Annotated in this window: 24 protein-coding genes; 14 read left to right on the forward strand and 10 right to left on the reverse strand. The window is 48.2% G+C overall.

From position 1 onward, the window contains the following. Positions 1–261 precede the first annotated feature (261 nt). The 4 genes from IQE94_RS11450 (at position 262) to IQE94_RS11465 (ending at position 8,140) form a co-directional block, all read left to right on the forward strand. Complete coding sequence (locus IQE94_RS11450) at positions 262–2,268, forward strand: NAD(P)/FAD-dependent oxidoreductase (protein ID WP_212718426.1); 2,007 nt, start codon at positions 262–264, stop codon at positions 2,266–2,268. A 152-nt stretch (positions 2,269–2,420) separates the two neighbouring features. Continuing rightward, a complete protein-coding gene (locus IQE94_RS11455) occupies positions 2,421–4,628 on the forward strand; it encodes a caspase family protein (protein WP_223341972.1) in 2,208 nt (735 codons plus the stop codon). Between the two features lie 205 nt (positions 4,629–4,833). Continuing rightward, positions 4,834–6,474 (forward strand): hypothetical protein, encoded by a 1,641-nt coding sequence (locus IQE94_RS11460; protein WP_223341973.1) that lies wholly within the window; start codon positions 4,834–4,836, stop codon positions 6,472–6,474. 34 nt (positions 6,475–6,508) lie between these two features. Next, complete coding sequence (locus IQE94_RS11465; RefSeq protein WP_223341975.1) at positions 6,509–8,140, forward strand: DUF3352 domain-containing protein; 1,632 nt, start codon at positions 6,509–6,511, stop codon at positions 8,138–8,140. Between the two features lie 180 nt (positions 8,141–8,320). Here IQE94_RS11465 and IQE94_RS11470 read toward each other — a convergent pair whose 3' ends face one another. Continuing rightward, on the reverse strand, positions 8,321–8,533 hold the full coding sequence (locus IQE94_RS11470) for a chlorophyll a/b-binding protein (protein WP_010871838.1): 213 nt from the start codon (positions 8,531–8,533) through the stop codon (positions 8,321–8,323). A 64-nt stretch (positions 8,534–8,597) separates the two neighbouring features. Here IQE94_RS11470 and IQE94_RS11475 point away from each other — a divergent pair, with 64 nt between their 5' ends. The 3 genes from IQE94_RS11475 (at position 8,598) to IQE94_RS11485 (ending at position 12,244) form a co-directional block, all read left to right on the forward strand. Continuing rightward, on the forward strand, positions 8,598–11,447 hold the full coding sequence (locus IQE94_RS11475; protein WP_223341977.1) for a GAF domain-containing protein: 2,850 nt from the start codon (positions 8,598–8,600) through the stop codon (positions 11,445–11,447). Positions 11,448–11,569: 122 nt separating this feature from the next. After that, positions 11,570–12,025: a divergent PAP2 family protein gene (locus IQE94_RS11480; protein ID WP_010871840.1), complete on the forward strand. Its 456-nt coding sequence runs from the start codon at positions 11,570–11,572 to the stop codon at positions 12,023–12,025. 24 nt (positions 12,026–12,049) lie between these two features. Further along, positions 12,050–12,244, forward strand: coding sequence for a hypothetical protein (locus IQE94_RS11485; protein WP_212718416.1), 195 nt, complete (start codon positions 12,050–12,052; stop codon positions 12,242–12,244). A 303-nt stretch (positions 12,245–12,547) separates the two neighbouring features. On the opposite strand, the gene IQE94_RS11490 is transcribed toward IQE94_RS11485, so the two are convergent. After that, positions 12,548–13,258, reverse strand: coding sequence for a TetR/AcrR family transcriptional regulator (locus tag IQE94_RS11490; protein ID WP_212718415.1), 711 nt, complete (start codon positions 13,256–13,258; stop codon positions 12,548–12,550). 37 nt (positions 13,259–13,295) lie between these two features. Between IQE94_RS11490 and IQE94_RS11495 the strand changes: the two genes are divergently transcribed. The 6 genes from IQE94_RS11495 to IQE94_RS11520 all read left to right on the forward strand — a co-directional run bounded on the left by IQE94_RS11495 (position 13,296) and on the right by IQE94_RS11520 (position 19,289). Continuing rightward, positions 13,296–14,372 (forward strand): glycosyl transferase, encoded by a 1,077-nt coding sequence (locus IQE94_RS11495; protein WP_223341978.1) that lies wholly within the window; start codon positions 13,296–13,298, stop codon positions 14,370–14,372. Positions 14,373–14,577: 205 nt separating this feature from the next. After that, a complete protein-coding gene (locus IQE94_RS11500; protein ID WP_223341980.1) occupies positions 14,578–15,888 on the forward strand; it encodes an IS701 family transposase in 1,311 nt (436 codons plus the stop codon). Positions 15,889–15,938: 50 nt separating this feature from the next. Continuing rightward, a complete protein-coding gene (locus tag IQE94_RS11505) occupies positions 15,939–16,343 on the forward strand; it encodes an IS630 transposase-related protein (RefSeq protein ID WP_223341982.1) in 405 nt (134 codons plus the stop codon). Between the two features lie 7 nt (positions 16,344–16,350). Beyond that, positions 16,351–16,833, forward strand: coding sequence for an IS630 family transposase (locus IQE94_RS11510; protein ID WP_249214025.1), 483 nt, complete (start codon positions 16,351–16,353; stop codon positions 16,831–16,833). A 248-nt stretch (positions 16,834–17,081) separates the two neighbouring features. Beyond that, a complete protein-coding gene (gene map, locus IQE94_RS11515; RefSeq protein ID WP_212718450.1) occupies positions 17,082–17,906 on the forward strand; it encodes a type I methionyl aminopeptidase in 825 nt (274 codons plus the stop codon). A 648-nt stretch (positions 17,907–18,554) separates the two neighbouring features. Beyond that, a complete protein-coding gene (locus tag IQE94_RS11520; RefSeq protein ID WP_212718452.1) occupies positions 18,555–19,289 on the forward strand; it encodes an SDR family oxidoreductase in 735 nt (244 codons plus the stop codon). Between the two features lie 69 nt (positions 19,290–19,358). Here the strand turns inward: IQE94_RS11520 and IQE94_RS11525 are convergent, their stop codons facing one another. The 7 genes from IQE94_RS11525 to IQE94_RS11555 form a co-directional block, all read right to left on the reverse strand. Beyond that, positions 19,359–20,321, reverse strand: a complete 963-nt coding sequence (locus tag IQE94_RS11525) for a pyridoxamine 5'-phosphate oxidase family protein (protein ID WP_212718454.1) — start codon at positions 20,319–20,321, stop codon at positions 19,359–19,361. Positions 20,322–20,442: 121 nt separating this feature from the next. After that, a complete protein-coding gene (locus IQE94_RS11530; RefSeq protein WP_212718456.1) occupies positions 20,443–20,844 on the reverse strand; it encodes a VOC family protein in 402 nt (133 codons plus the stop codon). A gap of 187 nt (positions 20,845–21,031) precedes the next feature. After that, positions 21,032–21,700 (reverse strand): FMN-dependent NADH-azoreductase, encoded by a 669-nt coding sequence (locus IQE94_RS11535; RefSeq protein WP_212718464.1) that lies wholly within the window; start codon positions 21,698–21,700, stop codon positions 21,032–21,034. Between the two features lie 168 nt (positions 21,701–21,868). Continuing rightward, a complete protein-coding gene (locus tag IQE94_RS11540; protein ID WP_223341983.1) occupies positions 21,869–22,561 on the reverse strand; it encodes a cysteine hydrolase in 693 nt (230 codons plus the stop codon). Between the two features lie 105 nt (positions 22,562–22,666). Then, positions 22,667–23,344 carry a glutathione binding-like protein gene (locus IQE94_RS11545; protein WP_212718466.1) on the reverse strand — a complete coding sequence of 226 codons (678 nt, stop codon included), beginning with the start codon at positions 23,342–23,344 and terminating at the stop codon, positions 22,667–22,669. Positions 23,345–23,642: 298 nt separating this feature from the next. Further along, positions 23,643–24,107: a nuclear transport factor 2 family protein gene (locus tag IQE94_RS11550; protein ID WP_212718467.1), complete on the reverse strand. Its 465-nt coding sequence runs from the start codon at positions 24,105–24,107 to the stop codon at positions 23,643–23,645. 149 nt (positions 24,108–24,256) lie between these two features. Beyond that, positions 24,257–24,886 carry an NAD(P)-dependent oxidoreductase gene (locus IQE94_RS11555; protein ID WP_212718469.1) on the reverse strand — a complete coding sequence of 210 codons (630 nt, stop codon included), beginning with the start codon at positions 24,884–24,886 and terminating at the stop codon, positions 24,257–24,259. A gap of 364 nt (positions 24,887–25,250) precedes the next feature. On the opposite strand from IQE94_RS11555, the gene IQE94_RS11560 reads away from it, so the two are divergent. Beyond that, a complete protein-coding gene (locus IQE94_RS11560; RefSeq protein WP_223341985.1) occupies positions 25,251–25,772 on the forward strand; it encodes a TetR/AcrR family transcriptional regulator in 522 nt (173 codons plus the stop codon). A 292-nt stretch (positions 25,773–26,064) separates the two neighbouring features. Here IQE94_RS11560 and IQE94_RS11565 read toward each other — a convergent pair whose 3' ends face one another. Further along, positions 26,065–26,409, reverse strand: coding sequence for a DUF760 domain-containing protein (locus IQE94_RS11565; protein ID WP_190596516.1), 345 nt, complete (start codon positions 26,407–26,409; stop codon positions 26,065–26,067). Positions 26,410–26,489 lie beyond the last annotated feature (80 nt).

Below are 26,489 nucleotides of genomic sequence, written 5' to 3' on the forward strand. Positions count from 1 at the left end.
TAATTCTGGTTAAGGAAATCCAGGCAGTTAAATCATTGAATGACCCAAAAAAATATTAAATTTCAGGGGATTTTAACAACCAATTTGCCTGACTTAAGGGTTAATTAATGGGAAAGCCTCGTTTTTTACCCAACAAATTTTCAACCGGTTGCCCATTGGTTGATAACATAAATAGAAGCCAGATACATTTGGCTTTTTTCCTACATACTTTTTATCTTTTGGCAATCCGCCGGCCAAGACTTTTAAGTCCATCTCCAACCCATGCGTGAACTGCTCTACTGTGAAGTCCCCACCCCTGCCACCGCCGAAGTTGTTGCTTGGCTCCAGGGAGCTTGGTCGCCCTTAGTGGGGCAAAAGTTGCCTACTCAACAAGGTTTAAGGCTGCGGGGTTCCTCTGGCCAAAGCAGTGAACTATCTATTTTTGTTTGGTCTTTACAAAGAACCACCTATCTTAAATGTGTGCGTTGGGGTGACACCAGCTTCCCCCAAGAAACGGCGATCGCCAAGGAATTGCGGCGGGCATTAGAACAAAAATTTCCCCCTACCTATCCGGTCCCACCGGCGATCGATCTGGAACAGCAAAATATTTTCCAGGCATTGCAAGACCGGTATCCTGAAACGGTTAAATTCTTCCAGAAATTTCCCCAGGGGGAATATGACCTCAAACGGGTTTACTGGTGGGAACAACGGTGGCGAGAAAATGTGGCCAACCCTCAAACCCCCAAAAAAGTGATCAGTCAAACCCCCACGGCGAAGGTGTTGGCCCCTGCAACTCCTGAGTTTGACCTAATTTACCTAGGCGGTGCCCTGGGCTCAGTCCATGCGGCGGTGATGGCCCGGTTGGGTTATCGGGTACTGATCATTGAACGATTGCCCTTTGGCCGAATGAACCGGGAATGGAATATTTCTCGGGATGAATTTCAGCGATTAATTAACTTAAATTTATTCACTCCAGAGGAATTTGAAAGCATCATTGCTCGAGAATATCGAGACGGTTTTAATAAATTTTTTGATGCCTACAATCCGCCCCACCTCAAAGCCAATGTCCTCCACACTCCCACTGTGTTAAACATTGCCCTAGATTCAGCTAAATTTTTGGCAATCTGTGGAGAAAAATTCCAAGAAGCAGGGGGCATTATTTGGGATGAGACTGAATTTATGGACGCCACCATTGACCCGGAAAAAGTAGTAGTCCATTGTCTGAACCTGCAAAATAATCAAACAAAACTAGCCCAAGCCCGATTGTTGGTGGATGCCATGGGCACCGCTTCTCCCATTGCTTGGCAGTTGAATGGCGGTAAAACTTTTAACAGTGTTTGTCCCACCGTGGGAGCAGTGGTAGAAGGCATTGATCCAGTGGTTTGGGACAATGCCTATGGTGATGTGCTCAATTCCCATGGGGATATTTCCCGGGGTAGGCAGTTGATTTGGGAATTGTTCCCCGGAGCAGGGGACGAAATGACAATTTATCTTTTCCATTACCATCAAGTTAACAAACAAAATCCAGGCTCATTGTTGGAAATGTACGAAGACTTTTTCAGCATTTTGCCGGAGTATCGCCGCTGTAATTTAGAAAAATTAACTTGGAAAAAAGCTACCTTCGGTTATATTCCTGGTCACTTTAGCACCAGCGCCCAAGACCGCACCATTGCCTTGGATCGATTAGTGGCGATCGGGGATGCCGCTTCCTTACAATCCCCTTTGGTATTCACTGGGTTTGGTTCTCTGGTAAGGAACCTAGCAAAGTTAACGGACTTGTTGCACACGGCTTTGCAGTACGACCTGCTCCAAGCAAAGCAATTAAATCAAATTCGAGCCTACCAAAGTAATATTGCTGTGACTTGGATGTTTTCCAAGGGAATGATGGTGCCGACGGGGAAACAGTTACCGCCCCAACAGGTTAATGCTATGCTCAATACTTTCTTTGGGCTGTTGGCTGATTCTTCCCCAACGGTGGCGGAAACTTTCATTAAAGACCGCACGACTTGGTGGTTGTTTTCCCGCCTAGCGCTGAAGGCGGCCCGCAAAAATCCCCAACTATTGTTTTGGATTTGGCAGATGGCTGGTACCACGGATCTATTAAAATGGCTGTTAGTTTATTTTGATTTTTCCCGTCAGGCTTTGCTCAATGCTCTGTTCCGCTTTTGGTATCCCCAGTGGCTAATTAATTCCCGTAGTTGGTTGGAAAAGCTTTCTCCCCAACTATGGTTTTCTTTGTTGTGTTTCGGTTATCAAATTCAACCAAAATTAGCTCAACAATCTAAGTAGATTAGTGTGACATTAAAGAAAAAATGTTTGCTTTAGCACATTCACCAGGGCAGGTATTGCTGTTAATCTAATTATGGGAATGTGTCCAGCACCAAAGTTCTCAAAACGCTAGGCTAGGCCCATGGCGATCGCCTTAGAGAGTTGAATTGACAATGACCTTTGACCGACGGACATTTTTACGTAGCGGCATAGCCCTGGGGCTTGGTTCCTGGGCCTGGGGATGGTCCGCCAGAACTATGGGCCAATCCCTCGCATCCACCACGAATCAAAAGTGGGCCCTATTATTGGCGGCGGGGCAAGGTGATGGAACCAATGGCGATCGCCGGGCATTGATGGGGTGCCGCACCGATAGGCAATTGCTAGGGGGAGTGTTAACAGGACGTTACGGTTTTGATCAAGCCAAAGTGGCAGGCCTAGACCCCCAAGCTATGACGTTGCCAGCCCTGGAAACTTTGTTTGATAATCATCTACGGCAACAGGTGCAAAAAGGCGATCCGGTGGTGGTGGCCTTTAGTGGTTACGGCAGTTACAATCCGCCAGCGGCCATGACCCCCAGCCCCACTTGGGAACAGGCTTTGCCCTATTTGGGCCTATTTTTAGCCGGGGAAGAGGAAAATAATCTTCTGCCCCTCACGACCTTAGTCAATTGGTTACAATCCCTTAAAACTAAACAAATCTATCTTGTGCTCGACTGTGGCTTTAGCATTGGAGGGAAAGAGTTTGAGGGGAATTTGCGGGGTCGCAGTGGAGGCCGGGGAGGGCAGATGCCTCCGGAAGTCAATGCTAGTAATCCCCCAGCCAAAGCAAGCTTAGGCAATATCACCCTAATTAGCGCCACCGGCCCTGGACAAACTGCGGTGGAAGTTCAACTGGGCAAACAGTCAGCGGGACTATTTACCTTGGCCCTAACCCAAAGTCTTTGGGAAAACAACTCCGCCAGCGCGATGGCAAGCCTCTGGGAGCATAGCCGCAATTTACTGGTTCCCCGTCTGGGTGCAGAACAAATTCCCCAATGGCGATCGCCGAATAATTCTCCGGATTTCTTAGTTCCCACAACCCTAGCAATGGGGGGAGAGGGCATGGTAACTGGCTTAGTCAGCGAGAATTCTCTCCAAAGTCAAATTGTGGCCCTGGCTCCCCTGGTGCAAAAGCGAGCCCTAGTGCATTCCTGTTATTTAACGGTTCCAGCCATGGGGGCGGGAAGCGCCCTGAATAATGCTAATGCTCTCTGGCAAGTACAAAGCGTCAAAGGGCAAAGCGCTACTTTAACGGCGATCGCCGCCCCTGCACCAACCAAAGCAGAGTCAGCAGCACCCACCCCAACGGCAGCCAATGACGAAAAAGCCGAAAAGGAAACTCTTGTGGGCAGTGGCCTACGGGAAATTTACCGAGCCATTCCCAGAACCCTCGCCTTAACGGTTGCCCTAGCCCATGACCTGGAGCGCATTGAGCGAGTGGATGCCACCAGCGCCTTTGGGGCGATCTCCGCCGTGGAAGCAGTCATTAATGCCGGAGACAGCAGTGCAGATTGTGTGTTTGGTAAGTTGGAAGTCCACCGCTACAGCCTATTTACCGAGGGGGGCAATCCCCTGCAACCCCTGACCAAGTCCGAGTCTAGCGGAGCAGTGAAAACCGTCATTAGTGCCCTGGACCCCTGCTTGAACCGTTTGCTAGCCCTGAAGTGGCTGACCCTGCTGGCCAACGGAGATAGTACCCAACTGGGGGCCGCCCTCAAATTGGTGCAACAAACCAGCGGCGATAATCCCCTGCCCCGTTTGACCTACCAATGGCGATCAACCCGTTACCCCCATCCCCCCCAGGACAACAGCACCGGCAATGGGGCCAATGGTGTTCCCAATGCGCCCCCTAGCTTCCTGCCCACTGTGGCTACTAACCAAGCTTTACAGTGTGAATTGGAAAACTTTGGTGAGGAACCCCTCTACGGTTGTTTAATTGGGGTCAATAATCGCGGTCTGAGTGTGGCGGCCATTCTCCATCCAGACCTCAAGTTATTGCAAGGTAAAGAACAACTCACCTGGCCTAGCCCGGAGGATCCCCTTTGGATCATTGGGGGAGATAAGGCGATCGCCCATTGGTTTTTAATCCTTTCCCGTTTTCCCTTACCTGCCACCGTCACCGCCCTGGGCCAACAAATAACTGGCAACAACTCCACCAATCCCCCCAGCCTAGAAAACAATCCCCCCCGGGTGCTGGCGCTGAAAAATTTGCTCCCTGTGGTCTTGGCCCTGGTGCAGGACTTAACCGCCCACGGGGTAACGGTGGCCCCAGTCCCCGACGACATGGTATTGCTATCCACCGCCGATTGGTTAAGTTTGCCAATTATGTATCAAGTCATTTAGAAAAGCTCGCAATCTAGGGATTCCTTGTTAGGATATTAGACGTTTCAGGGTTGGTGGAGCTTGCCTTAACCAGGGGGGTCTGATTCTGTCTATGCCATTGTCCTTGATGCGGTCGTTAACTCTGGACATTACTTTTCCCTCTGAAAATGCTCCCCACTCCCAGCCATTGTGCTAACTATTATTTTTGTCCGTCCATTGTTCATCTATGACATCTTCCTTGCCCTCGTCTACCCAGCATCGGCTGCAGCAATTACCACAGATTCCGAGTGTCTGGGAAGGCGATCGCCGCCCGTTTAATGGGGGAGCCTTGGGAGAAAGGGAAGACGGGGAAGCAGGGGAATGCATTCTCTGGGTGGATGGTACCGAGGGATTAGTACGTTCCATGGACGTAATTCCTGAAACCTCCGGTATGGAAACCGTGGTTCGTACCCTGATCCGGGCCATGGAGATGCCCCGATCGCCAGCGCCTCCCTGTCGGCCCAAAAAAATTGTTGTCCGCAATCGGGAACTACAGTTTTTACTGCGGGGTATTCTCCAGGACTTGAATATCAATGTGGAATACCAAGCCCAACTGCCCCTAATTGATGAACTTTTTCGCACCTTTGACAGCATCGATGACCGCCGCCCAGACCCCATTCCCCCACCGTTCGATGCTCCCCTCAAAAAGTTGGCTCGGGAAATTTGGCATTTAGCCCCCTGGGAAGTGTTGACTGACCTGGATATTATTGCCATCCAAATCCCAACCCTAGAGGAAGTCCCCCCGCTCTACGCCTGTGTGATGGGGATGTTGGGAGAAGAATATGGCATCATCCTCTATCGTTCCTTAGAATCCCTGAAAACCTTTCGGGAAATGGCCATGGGGGAGGACGATAACCAGTGTTTAGAACAGGTTTTTCTCTCCCAGGACTGCTGGTTTATTAACTACGAAGCCGGCGGCCAGGGGGGAACCATGCCCAAGGAAACCCCCCTGTTTTTCTCTGCCAGCCAAGATAGCCAGGCCATGGCCATTTTTGGCAGTATCCATCCCCTTGAGGGCATTCGTCCCTTTATTGACGAAGGGGAAGCCCTAGCTATTTACTGTGCTCTGGAAGGGTTGGCCCATTTTATCAAAGCCCACCACACCGATTTTGAAGCGGAAAATGTGGACTTAATCACCAAAGAGGTAAAGGTTAAACATCCCCTTAAACCCAAGATCAACCGGGAACAATTATTGGTGCGGCTGTCTACCCAACCGGATCTAACAGCGGAATTTTTAGCGCAACTGGGCTTTGAGGGGGAAGACGAAGAAGACGACGATGACCTGTTGGAAGATGATTTAATTCCTGACAATTCCTATATGAGCTTGGGCATGGTGCCTTGGGATCTAGTACACAGCCTGCGTTCTTCCCCCATGGTTCATTACCAGGCCGGTGAATTTCGGCAAAAGGGGGACGGAATGCCAGTGTTGATGATCCAAACTAGCCGTCCCAAAGCCAAAGATTTGATTCGTCGCCTCCAACAAGAGGGAGAAATCGCCGGACTGGGTTTTAATGTGGGGCGAGACCCCTGGACGGAAACTAAATATGATCTGGGCATCCTGAAAATCGGCCAGGATAAATTGTTTCTCTTTGGAGAATTTCTCCTCGACGCCCCGGCCCACCGCCAGGCGAAAAAAAATTGGGAACGTCGTTGTCGGGATACCAAGGGTTATTGTGCAGTTTTGATTGCCATGGGGGTAACGGGACAATCCAAGGGCAGGCCGGAACTACGCCATATGTTGGGCTATTTTGAAACCCGCTTCCTCACACCCCAAGAATTGGGATTAGGGCACCTGCGTTTGTCCTTGGGAGTGGACCTAGATTTTTAGGGATTTTGTAAACTTTTATTAAAAGAATGCCACCATGACTACCCAGAAATCCAGTCTTACCTACGTGCTCGGGGCAACGGTGGCGGCGATCGCCATTGTGGTGGGGGGAGGGCTTTTTCTCTACTCAAGGATGAATCGGGGTCGGGATTTAACCCCCCAGACTGGAGCCCAGGTGCTCCCCTCGGACACCATGATGGCAGGGTTTGTGGAAACTGATCAGCAACGGTGGTTATCCCTGGGCAAATTCCAGGTTTTTGCACCGGAGCAATGGGGCGATGCGTTACAGGAAAATTTATTGGCCAACGGTGACATTGACTATGGCCAGGACATCCAACCCTGGCTGGGCAATGTGATGGTGGCCATGGTACCAATCCCTGGGGAAGCCGATCAAACCGACCTATTGCTGGTGGTGGGGGTTAAAGATAAAACCAAAGCACTGCAATTTTTCCAAAAGCTAGCGGCGCAATGGCAGTCGCCTCCCCAGGAGTTGGAGTATGAAGGGGTAAAACTCTGGGAGGCGGTGACGGGCGATGGGGAGACCATTAGCTATGCCTTGGTGGACGAAAAGTTGGTGGTGGCATCCCAAACCAGCACCATTGAAACGGTGATCGCCACAGTTCAAGAGGGCAATTCCCTGGGGGCAGCATCCCAGGGCCGGGGGTTATGGGAAAAGACTTCCAGCTTGAAAAATCCCATCGCCACATTTTATGTGTTGGATTATGGTCAACTCCTGACGGCCATGGCGACCCAGTCCGGAGAAAACTTACCACCGGAGACCCTAGAACAATTAGCCCAAATTGAGTCTCTGGTGATGGGGGTGAGCATCGCCGACCAAGGGTTACACTTCCAGGCGATCGCCAATTTGGCCCCTGGAGCCCCAATGGATTTTCCCCCCAGTGCTAATCGCATCCTGGAAAGGGTGCCCGCCGATACCCTGATGGCCCTCAATGGCACCGATATCAAAGGACGTTGGCAACAGTTGGTCAGTCAAGGAGAGAGTGTGGAGCCCCTGGGCACAACAGTGGAAGAAATACGCCGAGCTTTTGCCTCGGAAACTGCCTTAGATCTGGACAATGATGTGTTTGGTTGGATGGATGGGGAATTTGCAGTGGGTATGGTTCCAGCTCGGGGAGGCATGTTGGGGGATTTTGGAGTTGGCGGTTTGATTCTGCTGGAAACAGGCGATCGCCAGACGGCGGAAAATACCATTAGCCAATTAGAGAACCTAGTCCGACGGGAATTGCCCCCAGGGATGGACTCCCGCCAAGAGGATGTGCAGGGGGTGAAAATTACCCTATGGGACAGCCCTGACCAAAGAACAGCAATGGGCTATGGGTGGTTAGATGAAGATATTTTCCTGCTCACCATTGGTTTTGCCCCCAATCCCCTAGTGGATCTTCCTCGGGAAGATTCCCTTGCCGATGGAGGAACTTTTGCTGAGGTCACATCTGCTTTGCCCCAGCGCAACCATGGTTATTTCTACGTTAATTTAGAGGAGGCCTGGCCCCTGTTTGGCGCTCTGTCCGGAGCTACGGCAGAAGTGCCACCGGAAGCCCAATCGATTCTAGAGGGCATCACCGGCTTAGCCATAACCACCAGTAATGTTGATGGAGAAACGGGACAGGTGGACTTAATAGTGGTGCTTAAGCAAGCGCCGACGCAATAGTTTTTGCCAGGGTGACCAGAGGAGGAGAAAAGCCTCATTTCCCCCGGCTTACCTAACGATTTGAGAAATTGCTTGCAAGCTTTTAACGGCGTGTCAAGGTACCGCAACCCAAGATGAAAGATTTGTCCCTAAAACTTTTGCCCAAACTTGGATGGCCCAGGGAACTTCGCCAAGATCATCTTACAGACTGTTTAACCAACCGATGACGCCGTGCCCTGTAACTACTTCCATAATTAGGAGGGAGGCAAAGCCGATCATGGCAAAACGACCATTCATTTTTTCGGCGTATTTAGTCCAACCCGCTTGTACGGAAGAGTCAACGTAAACTTCTGGTTCGATGGCAAAGTTGTTGAGACGATTGTCCTGATCCAAGCGGAAGCCACGGGTGGTCATAATTGGATTACTCCTAATAAAAACTTATGTTAACTATTGTAACACTTTTTTAAGGAATGTAACAATGTCTCCTTCTTCCCATGGCACCGCAGTCCAACAGGCGATCGCCGATCAACTGCTGGAAATGATTCTCCAGTCCCAGGATTTACATAATGTTTATCGACTGGTGGTGGAGGGGTTACAGCAGGGCTTAGGGGTAGACCGGGTGTTGTTGGTGCAGAATGCAGTGTTCCCGAGCCATCAATCCCGCCTTGTGGCCCAGGCCACTGCTCCAGCCAGGGATATTCTGCCCTTGGATGAGCCTTACCATGACTGTCTTTGGCTTCATTTACTGGGGCAATTGCCCCACGAAGGCCTGTGGACAATGGGGGGTCAGGGGGATGAATTTGTCGAACTAGATCCGGTTCAGGGGGAATTTTGTCAGACCCTGGGGATTAAAAGTCTATTGCATTTACCTTTGGTGATTAACCAACGCCATTGGGGGGTTCTCAGTCTCCAATATCTCCACCAAGCCCGGCCCTGGCCCCTGGGGAATCAGCAATTTGCCCAGCGCATGGCCCATTTATTCTGTTTGGGTTTGATGAAGACGGAGCTTTGGATTCATTGCCAGAACCACAAAAATGCGTTGCAGACTATGGTGGCTGAGGGCCAGACCCAAAAGGAAACTTACCTTAAGTCCGCCCAGCGGGAACAAGCGATCGCCGATGTCATCGACAAAATTCGCTTTACCCTTGATCTACGCTCCCTATTTCAAACCACGGTGACGGAGGTGGGGAAATTGTTGGCGGCAGACCGGGTGGTCATTATTAAAATTAGGCAGAATAAAAATTTTTCCTGGGGAGAAATTCAAGCGGAAGCCCAGACGGGCGAAAAACTATGCCCCTTACCTCCACAAGAGAAAGTACCTTTGTCTTCCCAATGGATCGACCATTTTGCCAGGGGATTGATTTTGGCCATGGATGACACAGACGAGCAGGGGGCGGATTTTGCTCAATCAATATTGGGATTAACCAAGGCTAATTTAGTGGTGCCCCTCTTTTCCGGCGATCGCCTCTGGGGGGTGTTATCAGTCCACCAATATGGAGAGTCCCGGGCGTGGGAAAGTTCGGACATTGAGTTTACCTTCAAAATTGCCCTCAACTTAGGGGTGGCATTGCAACAGGCAGAATTGTTGACCGAGTCCCAACGGCGATCGGCTGCTCTCCAAAGTGCCCTAGGGGAAGTGGAGGCCCAAAAAGATTATCTCGCTCGCATTGCGGAGGAAGAACGGGCTCTCACCAGGGTAATTGAAGGCATTCGCCAGACGTTGGAGTTACAGACTATTTTCCGAGCCACCAGCGACGAAGTGCGCCATTTACTCAGTTGTGACCGGGTGTTAGTGTACCGCTTTAACCCGGACTGGAGTGGGGAATTTATCCATGAGTCTATAGCTCAAATATGGGAACCCCTGCTAGATGCGGACAATAATTTTCCCCTCTGGCAAGATACCTATCTCCAGGAAACCCAGGGGGGGCGTTACCGCCAGCATGAGAGTTTAGCGGTGGGCGATGTGGAAACAGCGGGTTTCAGTGACTGTCATTTGGCTAACTTACGCCAGTTTGAAATTCGTGCTTTTTTAACTGTGCCAGTGTTTGTGGGGGAACAACTCTGGGGACTGTTGGGGGCTTATCAAAATGGGGCTCCCCGCCATTGGCAAGCAAGGGAAATCCATTTGCTCCACCAAATTGCCAATCAGTTGGGCGTAGCAGTGTACCAAGCTCAGTTGCTAGCCCGCTTTCAGGAGCAGTCCAAAACCATGGAAAATACCCTAGCTGACCTGACGGCGATCGTTGATAATCTGGCCGATGGCCTGTTAGTGATCGATCTGTTTGGCCGCATTACTCGCTACAACCCGGCTCTGTTGGCCATGTTTGACCTGGAGGGCCTAGAACTATTGGGCGCGGGGGTAGATGCCTATTTCCCTGCGACTTTGAATCAGTTGTTAGCTAAACCGGAAAGACAAGAGCAACAGGTGGTCACCGCCGATGTGGCATTAAGTCAGGGTCGCCAGGGGCAAGCTTTGATCACTAGCATTACTTCCAATGAAGATGGATGCAAATATTCCCAATGTCTAGGGGCAGTGATTATGATCCGGGACGTTACCCACGAACGGGAAGTGGAGCGGATGAAAACGGACTTTTTAGCGACAGTGTCCCATGAGTTACGCACCCCTCTCACCTCTATTTTGGGTTTTGCCACGGTAATTCAGGACAAATTGCACCGAGTGATTATCCCAGAGTTGGATTTGGCTCAGCCCCGCCTTGGTAAGGCCACGGAACGGGTGATGAGGAATTTGGCCATCATTGAGTCGGAGGCCCACCGGCTCACTGCTTTGATCAACGACGTGCTGGACATTGCCAAAATGGAAGCGGGACAGGAATCCTGGCAGGAACAACCCTGTGCCATTAATCCCATTATTGAGCGGGCGATCGCCACCATTACTCCCCAGGCCCAAAAGAAAAATATTAGTTTGCAAGGGGAGTTGGAACCGGATTTACCTGATTTTATTGGCGATGAAAACCGAATTTTGCAAGTGGTGCTTAATTTGCTCTCCAATGCGGTCAAATTCACGCCTAAAGGTTTAATCATTACCCGTAGCCACCGCCATCAAGATTATCTCTGGGTGGAAATTATTGACCATGGCCCCGGTATCGATCCGGCGGATCAAGCCAAAATTTTTGAGCCCTTTCAGCAGGGGGGGGATGTACTCACCGACAAACCCCAGGGCACCGGTTTGGGCTTACCTATCTGCAAGAAAATTGTTGAACACCATGGCGGCACCATCGGCGTCAATAGCAGTCTGGGTCAGGGTAGCACTTTCTATTTTTCCTTGCCTATCCCCGGCCCTGAGGTGGAAACTCCCCCGGTTGTCTGAAGCTGGTTTAAGGTTATTTTTCCTTTGGTGTTCAAGGCCAGCAACGGCGATCGCCTAAGTTTAAGGTATGGTTGATCATGGTAGTTCAACCAAGGCCGGCCTTTTTCCAGCCTGCATTATCTATGCAAGATTTTGGCGCAGTATTCCACAACCAAGTGCTTCTGATTTCCCTGGCGGCCTGTTTTTTGGCCCAGGGCATTAAGGCGATCGTGGAAATTTTCCGCAACGGTAAAATTAATCTCCGTTCTCTCGTTTCCACCGGAGGAATGCCCAGTGCCCATTCTGCGTTGGTGGGGGCCCTAGCCACGGGGGTCGGCTTGCAAAAAGGGTGGGGCAGTAATGAGTTTGCCATTGCTTGTTTATTTGCCGTCATTGTCATGTACGATGCGGCGGGGGTAAGACAGGCCGCCGGTAAACAAGCCCGCATTCTCAATCAATTAATTGATGAACTGTTTCAGGAAGATCAAAGCCTCACGGAGGAGCGTCTAAAGGAACTACTGGGGCACACCCCGGTACAGGTTTTTGCTGGTTTAGCATTGGGCATTGCCATCGCCTTTTTTGCCGTGCCAGCCCAGTGAATGGGAAATTAGGAGCGTAAATTAATGGAAATTGTCCTTTTCCTAGCCACTATTGTAATTATTGGTTTGGTACTAAGATGGTTTTTCAACGTAACAGCAGCAACTTTAAAAAATGGGGCTATTATCGCTATCATTTTGGTGGTGCTTTACGTCGGTTTTAAAATCACCCCTGCTGAAGTGTGGGAACAGATGAAACAAATTTTCCAGGGCAAACGTTAAAACTTTTGCTATTGATAAAACTTAAATTTTTCGTCCTAGAATGCTATTGATACAATTTTGGTTCACTGTCTTGATTTACCAAGGTTGACAGTATTTTTGGAACCATTCTCAGAAAGTGTTTGAAAATTGCAAGGCTAGGTGTTTATCCCCCTAAATCTCCTTACTAAAGCTCTGGCTTAAAAAGGGGGACTTTTGTGACAGTTCCCCCCTGCTTAAGGGGGGGCTGGGGGGGATTAAACAGCCAAAACTCAACTTTTCAAACAGGCTCTCAGGTTTGGTTAGAATTTGTCAGGGTTTGATTAATCACATTTTTTCGCCTTTGGCCAATACTCCATGGAGAAAAATATCCGCTAACCCCTCCGCCATTTCCTGCAAAGCCTGGGGGGAAGCGTGGGGGTCAATTACTGTTTGTTCCGAAAAACCCGCCACTGCAAACATGCCTAAGAAAACCTGGGCAACAATTTTGGGATTCATCGGTCGGTAAATTCCTCGGTCCATGGCAGTTTGGAAAAAGGCCTCTGCCACATCGGTCATTTTATCGATAATTTCCGACTGAATTTTTTCCCGTAACTCTGGGTGATATTGGGCTTCCACAAAGCAGACTTGCAATAGATATTTGTTTTCTCGCAAATGGAACATCCGCCGCTTCATTACCTGGGCGATCGCCTTATAACTACCCATCTCGCTTAATTCCGTTAGCAAGTCAGTGAGAATTTCCACCCAGCCGGCGGTGGCTACTTCTACTAAAATGGCCTTTTTATTGGTGAAATAACGGAACAAAGTCCCTTCAGCCACATTGGCCGCTTGGGCCAAATCCTTGGTAGTGGTACCTTCATAGCCCTTAGTGCCAAATAATTTCAAAGCTCCCTTCAAAATGCGATCATGGGTGGAAGCTTCGGCCGGATTGGTAAAGGTCGATGGGGCGGTGTAACACTTTTTGCTCTGCATGGACTTTACCTCTAAACTCACCCAGTTATTACTGTTATTGTGCGGGAAAAATCCCGATCGCCCCACTGGTCAACAGAAATCTTCATAATTCTCACCTTTTTGCATGAAACGTCCCACCCTCTACTGTGCAATTACGGGCCATGGTTTTGGCCATGCGGTGCGGACTGCTTGCATTGCCCGCCGGGTCCAGGAACTTTGCCCTGATGTGTTGATAATCATGGCTACCCGTAGCCTCCGTTGGTTGCTGGAGTGTTATTTGGAAAAACCCTTTATTCACCGCCCAGTGGCTTTTGATGTTGGCGTGGTACAGGCAGATAGTTTACAGATGGATGAAAAGGCAACTCTGCAAGCCTTACAAGATATTTACAAGCGGGAAAGTGCCCTGGTGGCCACGGAGTCTAACTATTTACGTAACAATCAGGTAGATCTAGTGCTGGCGGACATTCCGGCCCTAGCAGTGGCGATCGCCCATCGAGCGGATCTGCCCTGTTGGATGAGTAGTAATTTCGGTTGGAATTTTATTTATCGGGACTGGGGCGATGAATTTGGGGAAGTTATCGAAAAAATTGAACGGGATTATCGGCAATGTGATTTATTATTTCAGTTACCTTTAGCCGAACCAATGGAAATTTTTCCCAGGAAAATTGCCACAGGATTACTAGGGGGAGATCCCCGCTACGGCGAGCAAATGTTGAGGGAAAAATTTGCCATTAAAACTACCAAAGAAAAAACTATTTTACTAACCTTTGGCGGTTTAGGTTTAGAGGCTATTCCCTATCAAGTGTTAACAACGTTTCCTGACCATCAATTTATTACCTTTGACGCCCAAGCCCCTAGGTTAGATAACCTGACCATTATCAAGGATAAAACCTATCGCCCCGTGGATCTAATGCCCCTTTGTGGCCGAATATTTTCCAAGCCTGGGTTTGGCACTTTTGCTGAAGCATTAAAGTTAGAAGTCCCAATTATTTCCCTGACTAGGGATGGTTTTGCGGAAGCGCAAGTTTTACTGGCAGGTTTACAGAACTACGGAGAGCACCAAATTGTGCCCCACCAGCAGTTTTTTGCCGGGAACTGGGATTTTTTGTTGGAAAACCCCAAAAAACCCAGGCTGACTCAGAAGTTAGACAAACACGGCGATCGCCAGATAGCCGAAAAAATTGTTGCCCAAATTAGTTGATTTTGTCCCCCAACTCGGAAAAGGTCAGGGGATTTTGGTAAACCATAAACCTGGGGTTAACCTCTGGGAAGCCGCTCATGGCTGTTCATGCCATATATCTTTACAATCTAAATGCTATCCGACACCTCCGTTGACTTAATATCCCTCTTCCGTCAGACTGAGGGAATTAAAATGGAGATAAAAGGCTGAAAAGCGCGGAGGGAGAATGACAAAGACAAGAGAGGCGAAAAAGACAGTACAGTGTGTAGACACATATAGTGAACTGTATAAAGATATATTTCCAGAAGTGAGGTCTTATGAGTCATTTAAATATATCATTGTGGGAATATTAAGTGATATAAAAAGAAAGAGTTTACCTGCAATAGCATCATCACTAGGATTGAAAAATGAACAGGGATTACTGCATTTCATGACAGATTCTCCTTGGGAATTAAAAGAATTAGAAAAAAGAAGATTAAATATTATCTTAGAAGTTTTAGAAGGAAGAGAAATAATAGTAATAATAGATGAAACAGGAGACCCCAAAAAAGGGAAAACAACAGATTATGTAAAAAGACAATATATTGGAAATTTAGGAAAAATAGAAAGCGGTATAGTGTCAGTAAATGCCTATGGTTACTGCAATGGAGTAACGTTTCCTCTAGAATCAAAAGTATTTAAACCAAAAGAAAGATTAAAAGAGGGAGATAAGTATAAAACAAAGCCGGAATTAGCAGTAGAGATAATAAAAGAACTAGAAGAAAGTGGTTTTAAAATAAAAAGAGTAGTGTCAGATAGCTTATATGGAGAAAGCCATAGCAATTTTATCAGTGCCGTAGAGGAATTAAAAATAGAATATGCAGTGGGAATCCGGAGCAATCATGGGGTCTGGCTTCCAAAGGAAGCTAAAGTAAGGGCAAATAAGTGGAGGAGGTTTGAACATATAAGATGGGATGGAAAACAGGAAGATAGGTATATCAGAGAAATAGTTTATGGCAAAAAAAGCGCAATAAGATATTGGGAAATTAAAACAGAAACAGAAAAAGAGGAGGAAAAAGCAGGATGGTTTGTAATGACTCGAATACCAGATATTAAATATAAAGAAGTTGGCAGAATATATGGGGTAAGGTCATGGATAGAATATGGATTTAAGCAATGCAAAAGTGAATTAGGATGGGCAGATTTTAGGGTAACTCATTATGAGCAAATTCAAAAATGGTGGGAATTAGTGATGTGTGCATATTGTATGATTTGTTTTTATGATGAGAATTTTAATCCGACTCTAAATTCAACGTCAAAGTATCATCAAAAGCATGAAAAATGGGATAAAGAAGAAGGGTGGAAAAAATGGCTAAACAACCTACGATTAGTGATCTCTGTATTTAATGCAATAAATCTTATCAAAAAGTGGTTAAAAGTATTTCCATTTGCCCATGTTTTGGATGAGTTAACTAAACTTTACAACAAGGTTGATAAGCTAGATCGATTAAAGTATTTGCTAAATTCATGGAATACATTCTATTCTTCTTCTGCCTAGATTGATGAAAGAGGGATATAGCAAAGATTGCTAAAATTAGGACATAATGTATGGAAAGAGTTAGGAAAAAAGCGATGCCAGCCCCCTACAGTGTAGATCTAAGAGAGAAAGCGGTAAGTGCAGTAGAAAAAGGAGAGAAGAAAAGCCATGTCTGCCGAACACTGAACATTAGTCGCAACACCTTAGACCTATGGATAAAAAAGAAGAAAGAAACAGGAAGTGTGGCCGCGAAGAGAGATTATGAGCGTGGTCCACGACCGAAAATAGATGATTTGGATAAATTCAGAGAATTTGCGGAGGAGAACGGTCATTTAACGCAAAAACAAATGGCAGAAAAATGGCCAGAGCCTGTAAGTAGAATAAGAATAAGTAAGGCTCTAAAGAAAATAGGGTTTACTAGAAAAAAAAACTTATATTTACAGGGAAATAGAAGAGGAAGAGAGAAAGGCATTTGAAGATGAAATCAAGCAATATGCGGCAGAAAAACTGATTTATATGGATCAAGCCGGTCTAGATGACACTCTAGACTACCCCTATGGGTACTGTCATAAATCAGAGAGATTAAAGGCGAGCAAATTAGGACATAGAACCAAGAGAGTCAGCATAATAAGTTGTTGGTGGAATGGAACAACAATAGCTCCAATGATATTTGAAGGATACTGTAACGCTCAAGTAGTATGCACGTGGATAGAAGAAATGTTATTACCAGAGTTAATACCAGGTCAGATACTAATCATGGATAATGCAAGCTTTCATCCGAAAGAAAGAATAAAGGCATTGGTAGCAAAAGCTGGGTGTGAGGTTATATTTTTACCACCATATTCACCAGACTTGAACAAAATTGAGAAGTTCTGGGCGAGACTAAAACGTTATGTTTCCCAACTTGTTAGTAATGGAGAATCGCTGATTTCTGCATTGGATATAGCGTTGAGAGAACTGTCCTAACTATCTCGTCCTTTGCTATACCCCTCTTTCCTGAATCTCGGAAAGAATATTTTTCAGTACTACACAAAAAGTCTCACTGTGGAGACGTTTCAATGTTTTCAAAACTCGACAATCATGGGGGATAATATCTTGTTAAGTACACTACATAAAACCGTTGTTGCTAAAGGCTTTCGATGATTTCCAGCAAATCGGCTTGCCCAGTCTGACGCAAGAGGGATACCAGTAATAGCACAGCACAGGCTTTATCCATGAACCGTCAGAATTTGCTCTCGATCGCCGGAGATTTTGTCCAACCCCAGGGTTCTCCAGGCCTTGTCTTGCTTTTGAGTAGAGAACTAGACAAAATGCGGCGGGTTGGACGACTTGCTGCGAACCTCCTCAATCATCTTGGATCAATGGTGCAACCTGGAGTGAGTACGAAAGCCTTAAATGATGAGGCGGCGCGTTGGATGCAAGCTCAGGGTGCAACCAGTGCCACCCTTGGCTATGCGCCTCCCGATCATCCCCCCTTTAACGGCTCAATTTGCACCAGCATTAATGAAGTAGTTTGTCACGGAATTCCGAATCCAAAGCACATCCTTAAAGACGGGGATATCATTAATATCGATGTGACGCCACGCCTAGACGGTTATCATGGCGACACGTCTAAAACATTCCTGGTTGGCAATGTATCCGCAACCGCCCGGAAACTGGTTGAAGCCACTCACGGATCGATGATGCTGGGGATTGCTGAAATCAAGCCGGGGGCAAGAATTGATGATATTGGGACTGTAATTCAAGAATATGCAGAGGCAAATGGGTTCTCAGTTGTTCGAGATATGGTTGGGCATGGCATTGGCAGGCAGATGCATACAGAGCTTCAAATTCCTCACTTTGGCGAACGAGGCAGTGGATTGAAGTTGCGTCCGGGAATGGTTTTTACGGTTGAGCCGATGCTAAACGAAGGAACGAGTACTCTTAAGTTTCTTGCAGATCGTTGGACTGTGATTACAAAAGATAAGAAACTTTCAGCTCAGTTTGAACACACCGTTGCTGTGACTGAGGAAAGGGTAGAAATTCTGAGTCTTCCTTGAATTTCAAGATACAACTCCTTATTTATTTCTTGAGAAAGAAGTACAATATTGCTCTAAAGATAAACCACTGCTCAGGGACTCGGTTCCTATGGGGACAACCAACTTTTAACATCATCGTCATGGAACCGAGTCCCTTGGCCTATCTATCCCTTGCCCTAAGTTTTTATCATTGGAGGTAGCGCGACAACGTCATGAACGATTGGTATAAAAAGTCATTGCAGCAGACTCTTGAGGGCAAGTTTACCAGCTCTGGTTGAGTCTCGAAAGTCTTTACCAATGGTCGGTTGAAACCGTAAAAGGGGCCAAAAGATACTCTTCAATAAAATCCCGCCTGATTAGTAGCTGCCTGTATTTGGAAGTTTTCGAAGACTTCTGAAAATATCATAAGAATCTGATAAATCACGAGAAGAATCTGAAAGAACTTTAGAATTGGAAATCATTACACTCAAGTTAATTACACCCTTATCGCTTCGCAAACCGCGTTAGGTCGAGTGGGTGTTCCTGATGATATTGGCGGGTAGATCGTATCTTTACTCTCCGAAGATAACCGCTGGGTAAATGCTCAGAGAATTGAAGTCTCTGGCGGCATGTTACTTTAATTTACACTGACTAAAACTCAAGGAAACTCAAACAAAAGGAAAACTCACCATGTTGAATGTAGAAAACAAAGTAATTGCTATTACTGGAGCCAGTAGCGGTATCGGTGAAGCTACCGCAAAACTGCTCGCCCAAAATGGCGCAAAAGTCCTTTTAGGGGCACGGCGGACAGAAAGGCTGGAGAAGCTAGTCGAGGAAATTCATGCCTCAGGTGGCACAGCAGAATTTAAAGCAGTCGATGTCACCGATCGCGAAAACGTAAAAGCATTTGTTGAGTTTGCCAAAGACAAATTTAACCGCGTTGATGTCATCTTTAACAATGCAGGTATAATGCCCCTATCGCCGATGAACGCCCTGAAAGTCGAGGAATGGGACAACATGATTAATGTGAATATTCGGGGCGTATTGAATGGTATCGCAGCTGGGCTACCGATTATGGAAACGCAAGGTGGCGGGCAGTTCATCAATACCGCATCGATTGGGGCTCATGTAGTCGTTCCGACGGGGGCCGTCTATTGCGCCACAAAATATGCGGTTTGGGCTATCTCCGAAGGACTGCGCCAGGAATCACAAAATATTCGCGTCACTACGATCTCTCCGGGTGTCGTTGCCACCGAACTTGGCTCTGATATTACAGACGGGTCGGCGAAAGGTGCTTTGCAGGAATTTCGCAAAATTTCGCTCAGCCCAGATGCGATCGCGAGAGCGGTGCTGTACGCCGTATCCCAACCCGATGATGTTGACGTGAATGAAATCATAGTCCGACCGACGGCGAGTGCGTTCTGAAGGAAATTGGTCAAAGCATAGGAGCGTTACGGCGGATTTGGCAGGCCACCATATGTTCGGACAAATGGTCTACCAAAAACCTGTCTGCTCTAAAAAGCGAGAATATTCCGGCTGAGACCAAGCTAAGGGCAAGCCACTATCTATCCGGATGCCCTGGGTAAGATGAAACTTGAACAGCCGCTCAGCGCCTGCATAGGCTTCAATTTCCGGGTCTCCGTCCCAAACCACCTCAGCTCTGCCTGTAAGATAAAGCAAATTGCCACGATCAAAGTCAATGAACAACAGGCCAGCTCTAGGATTAACCTCAATGTTACCAAAGGTGTTGAAGTGGCAGTTGCCGATAAAATCGGGCACAGTGAGGGTATCGCCGTCAACTCGCACAAAGCCAGGTTTGCCGCCCCGGTGAGAGACATCGACACCTTTGCCCATTCCGGCAGCATCATCCAGATAAGCGGTGGTGATAAAGAAGGTATCGGCAGCCAAAACTATCTGACGTTCAGTTTCTCCCAAGGTGGTGAGGGTATGCAGGGGTTTGGCCACAGCCGGGTCAAATATAACTAAATTGAACTGTCGCGCCTGGATATACTTGGGACAGTTGCCAAAGGTTTGACTCACTTGCACCTCGAAGCCATCGGGCCCGATGTTGCTAACCATGCCATTAACGCGGTTGCGACGACGAGTATGCAATTCAACCCCGAGAAAGCCAATATAACTACCAACTTTCAGGGTCTTAGTAAGCGGATCGCCATAGAGAGGCTGAGCGGCGATGTGAAGAGTGTGGTCATTTGGCGTTGAAATAAAGCCAGGTTCACCCACCAGGATGGATGCCCACGGATTTCCTGCAGCATCCACTGTACCAACCAGAAAGTAGGAAAGTTGGGCGTAGAATTGGCGATGCTGCTCGGGCAAAAATTCGCGAATAATCCTCCGGCCGAAATTATCCATTTGGTCTAAGGCGCCCAGACGTTCTTGAATCGCCCGCTCCCCCTGATGAAAGGGAGAATCTGTCCGTTGCCAGCCGGGGATTGCCATGATGTCGGTCTCCCAAATTTTGAAAGTGATGGTTGTCAGTAAAAACCGCGAGTCGCGCTGGATGGACTTCCCAGGATAGTGTCGGTCAGCCCATGCCAACGTAGGTACTCTCGTCCTTAGGTTAACGGGCGGGAGCGGTCAACTCCATGCGGATGCCGCCAGGAATGGCAAACATCATGTGCTGAGTGGGGCCACCGCCCAACAGTTCCGGCGCGAATTCAATCTCGACACCTGGGGCGGTTTTGAGCTTTCTGTAGATGGCCTTGAGGATTTCGACCCCGTCTACTTTGAAGGCAAAATGGTGCAGGCCGATGTTGGTTTTGCGGTTAAAAGGAATCGCGTGATCCGGCTCTGTCGCCTGCCAGAGGGTCAGTAAGCTGGTGCCGTCAGAGAGAAAGTAAGCAGGGTAGTCGGGCACTTCACCGACTTGTTGAAATTCTAGTACATTTACGAAAAAATCGCGGGTGGTATTGATGTCGGGAACGGTCAGACCGATATGATGGGTGCCTTGAGTCAAAGCCATGATCAAAATTCCTCGTAGGGATAAAAGGTCAGTCGAAGCAAGATGGAGGCTAGGGATCAGATCAAGCTGTCCCCTTCTTGAGCAGAGGTCGGAAAAACACGTCCAACGTCATCAACGCTGTCGTCAGGGCCAGGGCAGAAAGAAAGAGTTGCTTTTTCATGGGAATGACCTCGTGGCGATGGGAAGGTTACGCAGCGACGGTAGGGATGCCTACTTTTTGGCTGAGCTGTTCCACCAGTTGAGGAATGGCCGCATAGGCTGCCGCTTTGGACTGCTGGTGGCGATCGTCGCCAAACTCCTGATATTCAATGCGAATGACGTGGTGTTCGCTCACACCCAGTAAGCGGGAAGCGGTAATGATGGCCGTATCCAGATGATTCTGTGCCGCGTGCACGCCGCCAAATTCAAAGCCCCCCTCGCCAGAAGCCGTCAAGATGACCAGAATTTTGCCGGTTTGAATGGGCTCAATCGGTTGCTCTCCCCGCGCTAGATCGAAAGAAAAGGTGCGTCCGATGCGAATCACCTGATCAATCCAGGCTTTGAGTGCTGACGGCATGCCGTAGTTGTACATTGGGGTGCCGATGACGATAACATTGGCGGGCCCTAACTCTGCCAGTAGTTCATCAGATTCTCGCAGGGCGGTGACTTGTTCAGGAGTGCGCTGATCGATGGGTTTGAACGCGGCGGCAATCCAGTTCTCACTGATGGCGGAGGGGGGATTAAGCCCCACATCTCGTGTGATCCACGTGTCGTTGGGACGGATTTTTTGCCAGTGTTCAGCAAACGCGGTAGTCAGTCCGCGACTCAGAGAACGGGTGACGCGAGCACTGGCATCAATTTGCAGAATCGTTGTCATAATGGATGTCCTCAAATAGTGGCTAAGCTGATTACAGAAATCCGGTTTTCCTTCTGAGTAGAGCCAAAACTCGGTCGTAGACTCTCGGTTGTATACTGACGAAGAAGCCAGATTTCTAGCAATGTGGAGGGGCAAGTTTGGTACTCATCCCCTAATGACCGTTGCTCCTTACACAGGCTGTAAGCTAGGCAGGCTTTTTCCTAACACCTGTAGCGCCTCCTGAGTGGACCAAACTGTGTTGGCTAACATGCGATAGTTCACCAGCGCCGAGGCATAGCCATCACCCTCGGGGACTTTCACGCCAGCGGTGGCGTCTTTCACCACGGCGACTTCAAAGCCTTGCTCCAGTAGCTCTCGCAGGTGCGATTCCACACAGAGGTTGGACGACATGCCGCCGAGAATGACTTTGTCGATCCGCTGTTTACGCAATTGCAGAATCAAGTCGTTATTTTCGGGACAATAGACCTTGTGCGGGCTACAAATGACAGTTTTGCCACCTTCGATATAGGGTTTATAGAGATCAACCCAGTCAGCGCCAGAGCCAATCAGGCCATCCAGTTGGAGTGGACCAGGACGATCAAACATGCCAATGCTATGCATGACATTTTCCAGTGCCCCTTCAAACTTCCAGCGATGATCGGCAGGGAAATAGTAATGGGGTGAGATAAACAAAGGCAAGTCGTAGGTTTTAGCGGCTTTCATTAAGGCCTCAATATTGGCGACGGTGTTGTTTTCAGTGACGCTTTCGCCTACAACTCCCCAGGCAACACCAGTGGGGCTGAGAAAGTCGTTTTGCGGATCGATGATAACGATTGCAGTTCTTTCGGCATCAATAGTCATGCCAGGATTAGGTAAGGCCATGGTGGAAAACTCCTAAAGTGTTTAGCTGGATGATTAAAATTAATTCGTTGAGTAAGTTTGCATTTGTACTATCAGTTGCAGGGGAGCACCAAACTATGCAGATGCCTACACTGCCATCAGTTGCGACGCCCCATCGGGGACTGCCAGCGTGCCAAAGTTGCTCTTGAAGCCGGGTTGAAGAATATTCATACCGACTTGCACAGCAGGACGTTGCTGCATGGTGTCAACCCAGCGGTCAATATGGGGAAACGCTGCCGTGGAAATGTCCAAGTAAGAGGTCTGGGCCGCAGCCACCCAGGGATATGTGGCAATGTCAGCAATGGAGTAACCCCCTGCAATGTAGGGAGAATTCTCAAGTTGGCGATCGAGCACATCGAGCAACCGGAGGGTCTCACGGTGATAGCGTTCAACTGCATAGGCCATCTTTTCGGGTGCCGCATTGCGGAAGTGTCCGAGCTGACCGAATATTGGTCCCACACTGGCCATCTGGAACATCAGCCACTCCATCACCTTGAAGCGACCGGCTGTGTCAGTGGGTAGAAGCTTGCCGGTTTTTTCGGCTAGGTAAATCAGGATGGCACCGGATTCGAAGATAGTGAGGTCGTTGTCACGATCGCCAATGGCAGGAATCTTACTATTGGGATTGATGACCTTAAATTCGGGGGTAAACTGGTCGCCTTTGCCAATGTCAATTTTGTGAATGGTGTAGGGCAGTGCAAGTTCTTCGAGCAGAATGGCAGGCTTGCGGCCATTGGGGGTGGTGTAGGTATACAGGTCAATCATGGATCAATTTCCTTAAGGTCAAGTAATCATTAATCAATGGGAGTTAGTAATCGAGGCAAGTTAGTCGATGCGGAATGTTCAATTTGGCGGGTTTTGGAGATAATTGGTCAGGCCGACAGTTCCAGGATGGGCGTGGGATCTGAGGAAGGTCGAGACGGCATTCCATGGGGAGGCTCTCTCGTTCTGCACCCATCTGGAGCGGCAGAGTATGCAGACCATCGCAGGGAAGGAATTTGTCCATTTTGAAATTAGTTAACATGGCAGTCCTCTCGACTTGGATTTAGAACTAGGGGATGGTTTACCTTTCCCAGCGAAATTTGCGATCAGACTCTTGGATGGGCACGTCGTTGATGCTGGCTTCGCGGCGCTGCATTTGACCGTTGGGGGCAAATTCCCAATTTTCGTTGCCATAGGCCCGATACCACTGGCCCGAGTCGGTGTGGTACTCGTACTCAAACTTGACGGAGATACGGTTTTCGGTGAAGCTCCATAGGGTTTTCTTGAGGCGATAGTCCAACTCGGCATTCCATTTGCGAGTCAGAAACTCGCGAATCTGGCTACGACCTTTAATAAATTCCGAGCGATTGCGCCATTCCGAATCAACGGTGTAAGCCAGGAGCACTTTGTCGGGATTGCGGCTATTCCAGGCATCTTCTGCTGCTTGTACCTTGGCTTTTGCTGTTTCCAGTGTGAAGGGCGGCAGTGGTGGCCTGTTTTCAACGGTGTCAAAAGTTGGATTTGTGGGTGTTGTGGGTTCGGGCATGGGGGACTCCTTAAATTGCATGTTTTATGTAGAACGGTCTGTATGATTTTAGGCGTGCAGATGGGTCTGTATGTTGTCAAACGAGTGATGTCATAGTTTCATAGCTTGAAACTAAAAATGTCCCTAGTTTAAATGGGTATCATTGAGATTCAGTAAGACAAACTAGGGGTCTGTTGTAGGGACGATTCATCGGAGAACTGCTTGAGGATGAAATTTGCTACATCCGCCCGAGAAATCTGTAGGGTGATAGTTCTGTCGGTGCTGGGGAAACTATGGCGATACTGCCCGGTCAATGGCCCATCAATAAACGCTCCGGGGCGGACAATCGTCCAATCCAGACCACTGTTTTTCACTAGAGCTTCCTGCCTTTCATGATCGGCAAAGACCTTTCGTAGAATGAAGCTAAACATGATGTACTTCCAATAAAAGTCAAGGTTGCTCCAGCTATCTCCGACCCCGAGGGTAGATTGGCAGATTAAGCGGCGCACGCCAAGACTCTTCATTGCCTGGATGATCTGCTGGGTGCCTTCTGAGCGGATAGTTCCCGTTAGTTTTTTCCCAGAGCCCAGAACACAAACCACCGCATCTTGCCCACAGATAGCAGATTCTACTGCCACAGAATCCATTACATCTCCCTGGACTTGGATAAGTTGGGGATGCTGGATATTAAGTTTCGCCAGATTATGGGCAAAGGCAGTGACAGTGTGACCTTGGTCTAGAGCTTGCTGAACCACCTGACGACCGATGGTTCCAGTTGCACCGAAAGTTACGAGTTTCATAGGAAGTTTCCTTGAAAAATGTAGATTTGTTTGTCTATACCTAGAGTGCAGACAGGTCTGTATAATGTCAACCAGCTTATGTCATAGTTTTATGGCTTGGGTTTGAAAGTGCCCCTACTTTGGAAAAAGTGACGCATAGTTTTCTGGAGTCGGAATGGGCTATTCAAGTCGAACGGAGGTGTTCTTCCCATGCATCGATGTCAGCCTATAGCAAGGGCTTGATGAAAATTGGCCACGCTGGCAACAGCTTAATTGCATGCAAATCCGAGGTAAAAACATTATTATGTAGACAGTTCTGTATGAATATATTTCTGACATGTCCAATACCAAATTATCTTCCAAGCCACCTGCACGTGAACGCATCATGCAAGCGGCATCCACGTTGTTTTATCAAGAGGGGGTGCAGAAAGTTGGTATTGATCGCATCATCGCCGAGTCGGGCGTAGCGAAAATGTCGCTGTACAACCACTTTAAGTCCAAAGACAGCTTGATTGCTGCTTGGTTAGAGGAGCGTGATACTAGCTGGCGGCGATGGTTTCAGAAAACGGTGGAAAAACGGGCAACCACACCTACTGATCGCCTTTTGGTCATGTTTGATGCCCTGGAAGAATGGTTTTCTCAACCTGATTTTCGTGGCTGTGCTTTTATTAATTCATCGGTGGAGTTGGTGGAGCCTGAACATCCTGGCTATCAGGTCGCGCTCAAGCACCAACAAGCAATTTACGAATATATTCTGCAACTGGTCTATGAAGCCGAAATTCCCCATCCGGAGGCGGTGGCGGAGCAACTTTTACTATTAATGGAAGGGGCGATCGTAGTAGCGATGATGCGTCGTCACCCTGGTGCTGCCACCCAGGCCAAGGCTGCCGCGGCGAGGCTCATTTAATTAGTGTATAAACCCCTCTTCACCGTTTCTAGCTGGCCAGAAATTAGGTTGGGAACTTGACCATGGTTGGCCCTTAGTTTATTGAGAAGGAAGCCTAGCCGGAGAAAAGTAGTTTCCGCGAAGGGTGTGGAGATTGTTGTACCTTCTGCCCTTAAAACTTGGCAAGGAAACTAGAAGAAAATCTTCCCAGTACTGCAAGGGCTTTAGTGGGTTGATTTAGAGGTAAATTTTGGGTTGCCTGTGGAGGCTCTGAGTCGGACAGATCAGACCCTATAAAACTCAGCATCAATAATTATGCATTTTCACCGTTGTTGCCGGTGCTTTTAAAAGCTTGTTCAAAGCCCAACCGTTGCTCAGCGTTACGGAGAAAATACCCACTCATCATGGCGGAAGCTAAAAGACGGCCCAGATTTTCTCGGCTGGTGCTGATGGTCACTCCAAAATGGTCCGGGGGTAGATTGCCCAATAAGCCAATAATATTCCGTTCCATTACCTGAAACACTTCTTGGGAATCGGGGCGGGATAGTTGGGCAATGGTTTCGGGGCTCAACTCTTGAACGTATGTCCACAAACTATCTTTGCCTGCCGTTTCATTGCCGGCAAACAGCGGTTGGGGACGTTGGGGTTCATGGGTCACGACGGATCTCCTCTTCTAGTAATGGAACTTGATTTGGGATTGATCCCGATGGGATAACCACACTCTAACAATTTCGGGAA

It is taken from the genome of Synechocystis sp. PCC 7339 (assembly GCF_019924095.1).
Classification (GTDB): domain Bacteria; phylum Cyanobacteriota; class Cyanobacteriia; order Cyanobacteriales; family Microcystaceae; genus Synechocystis.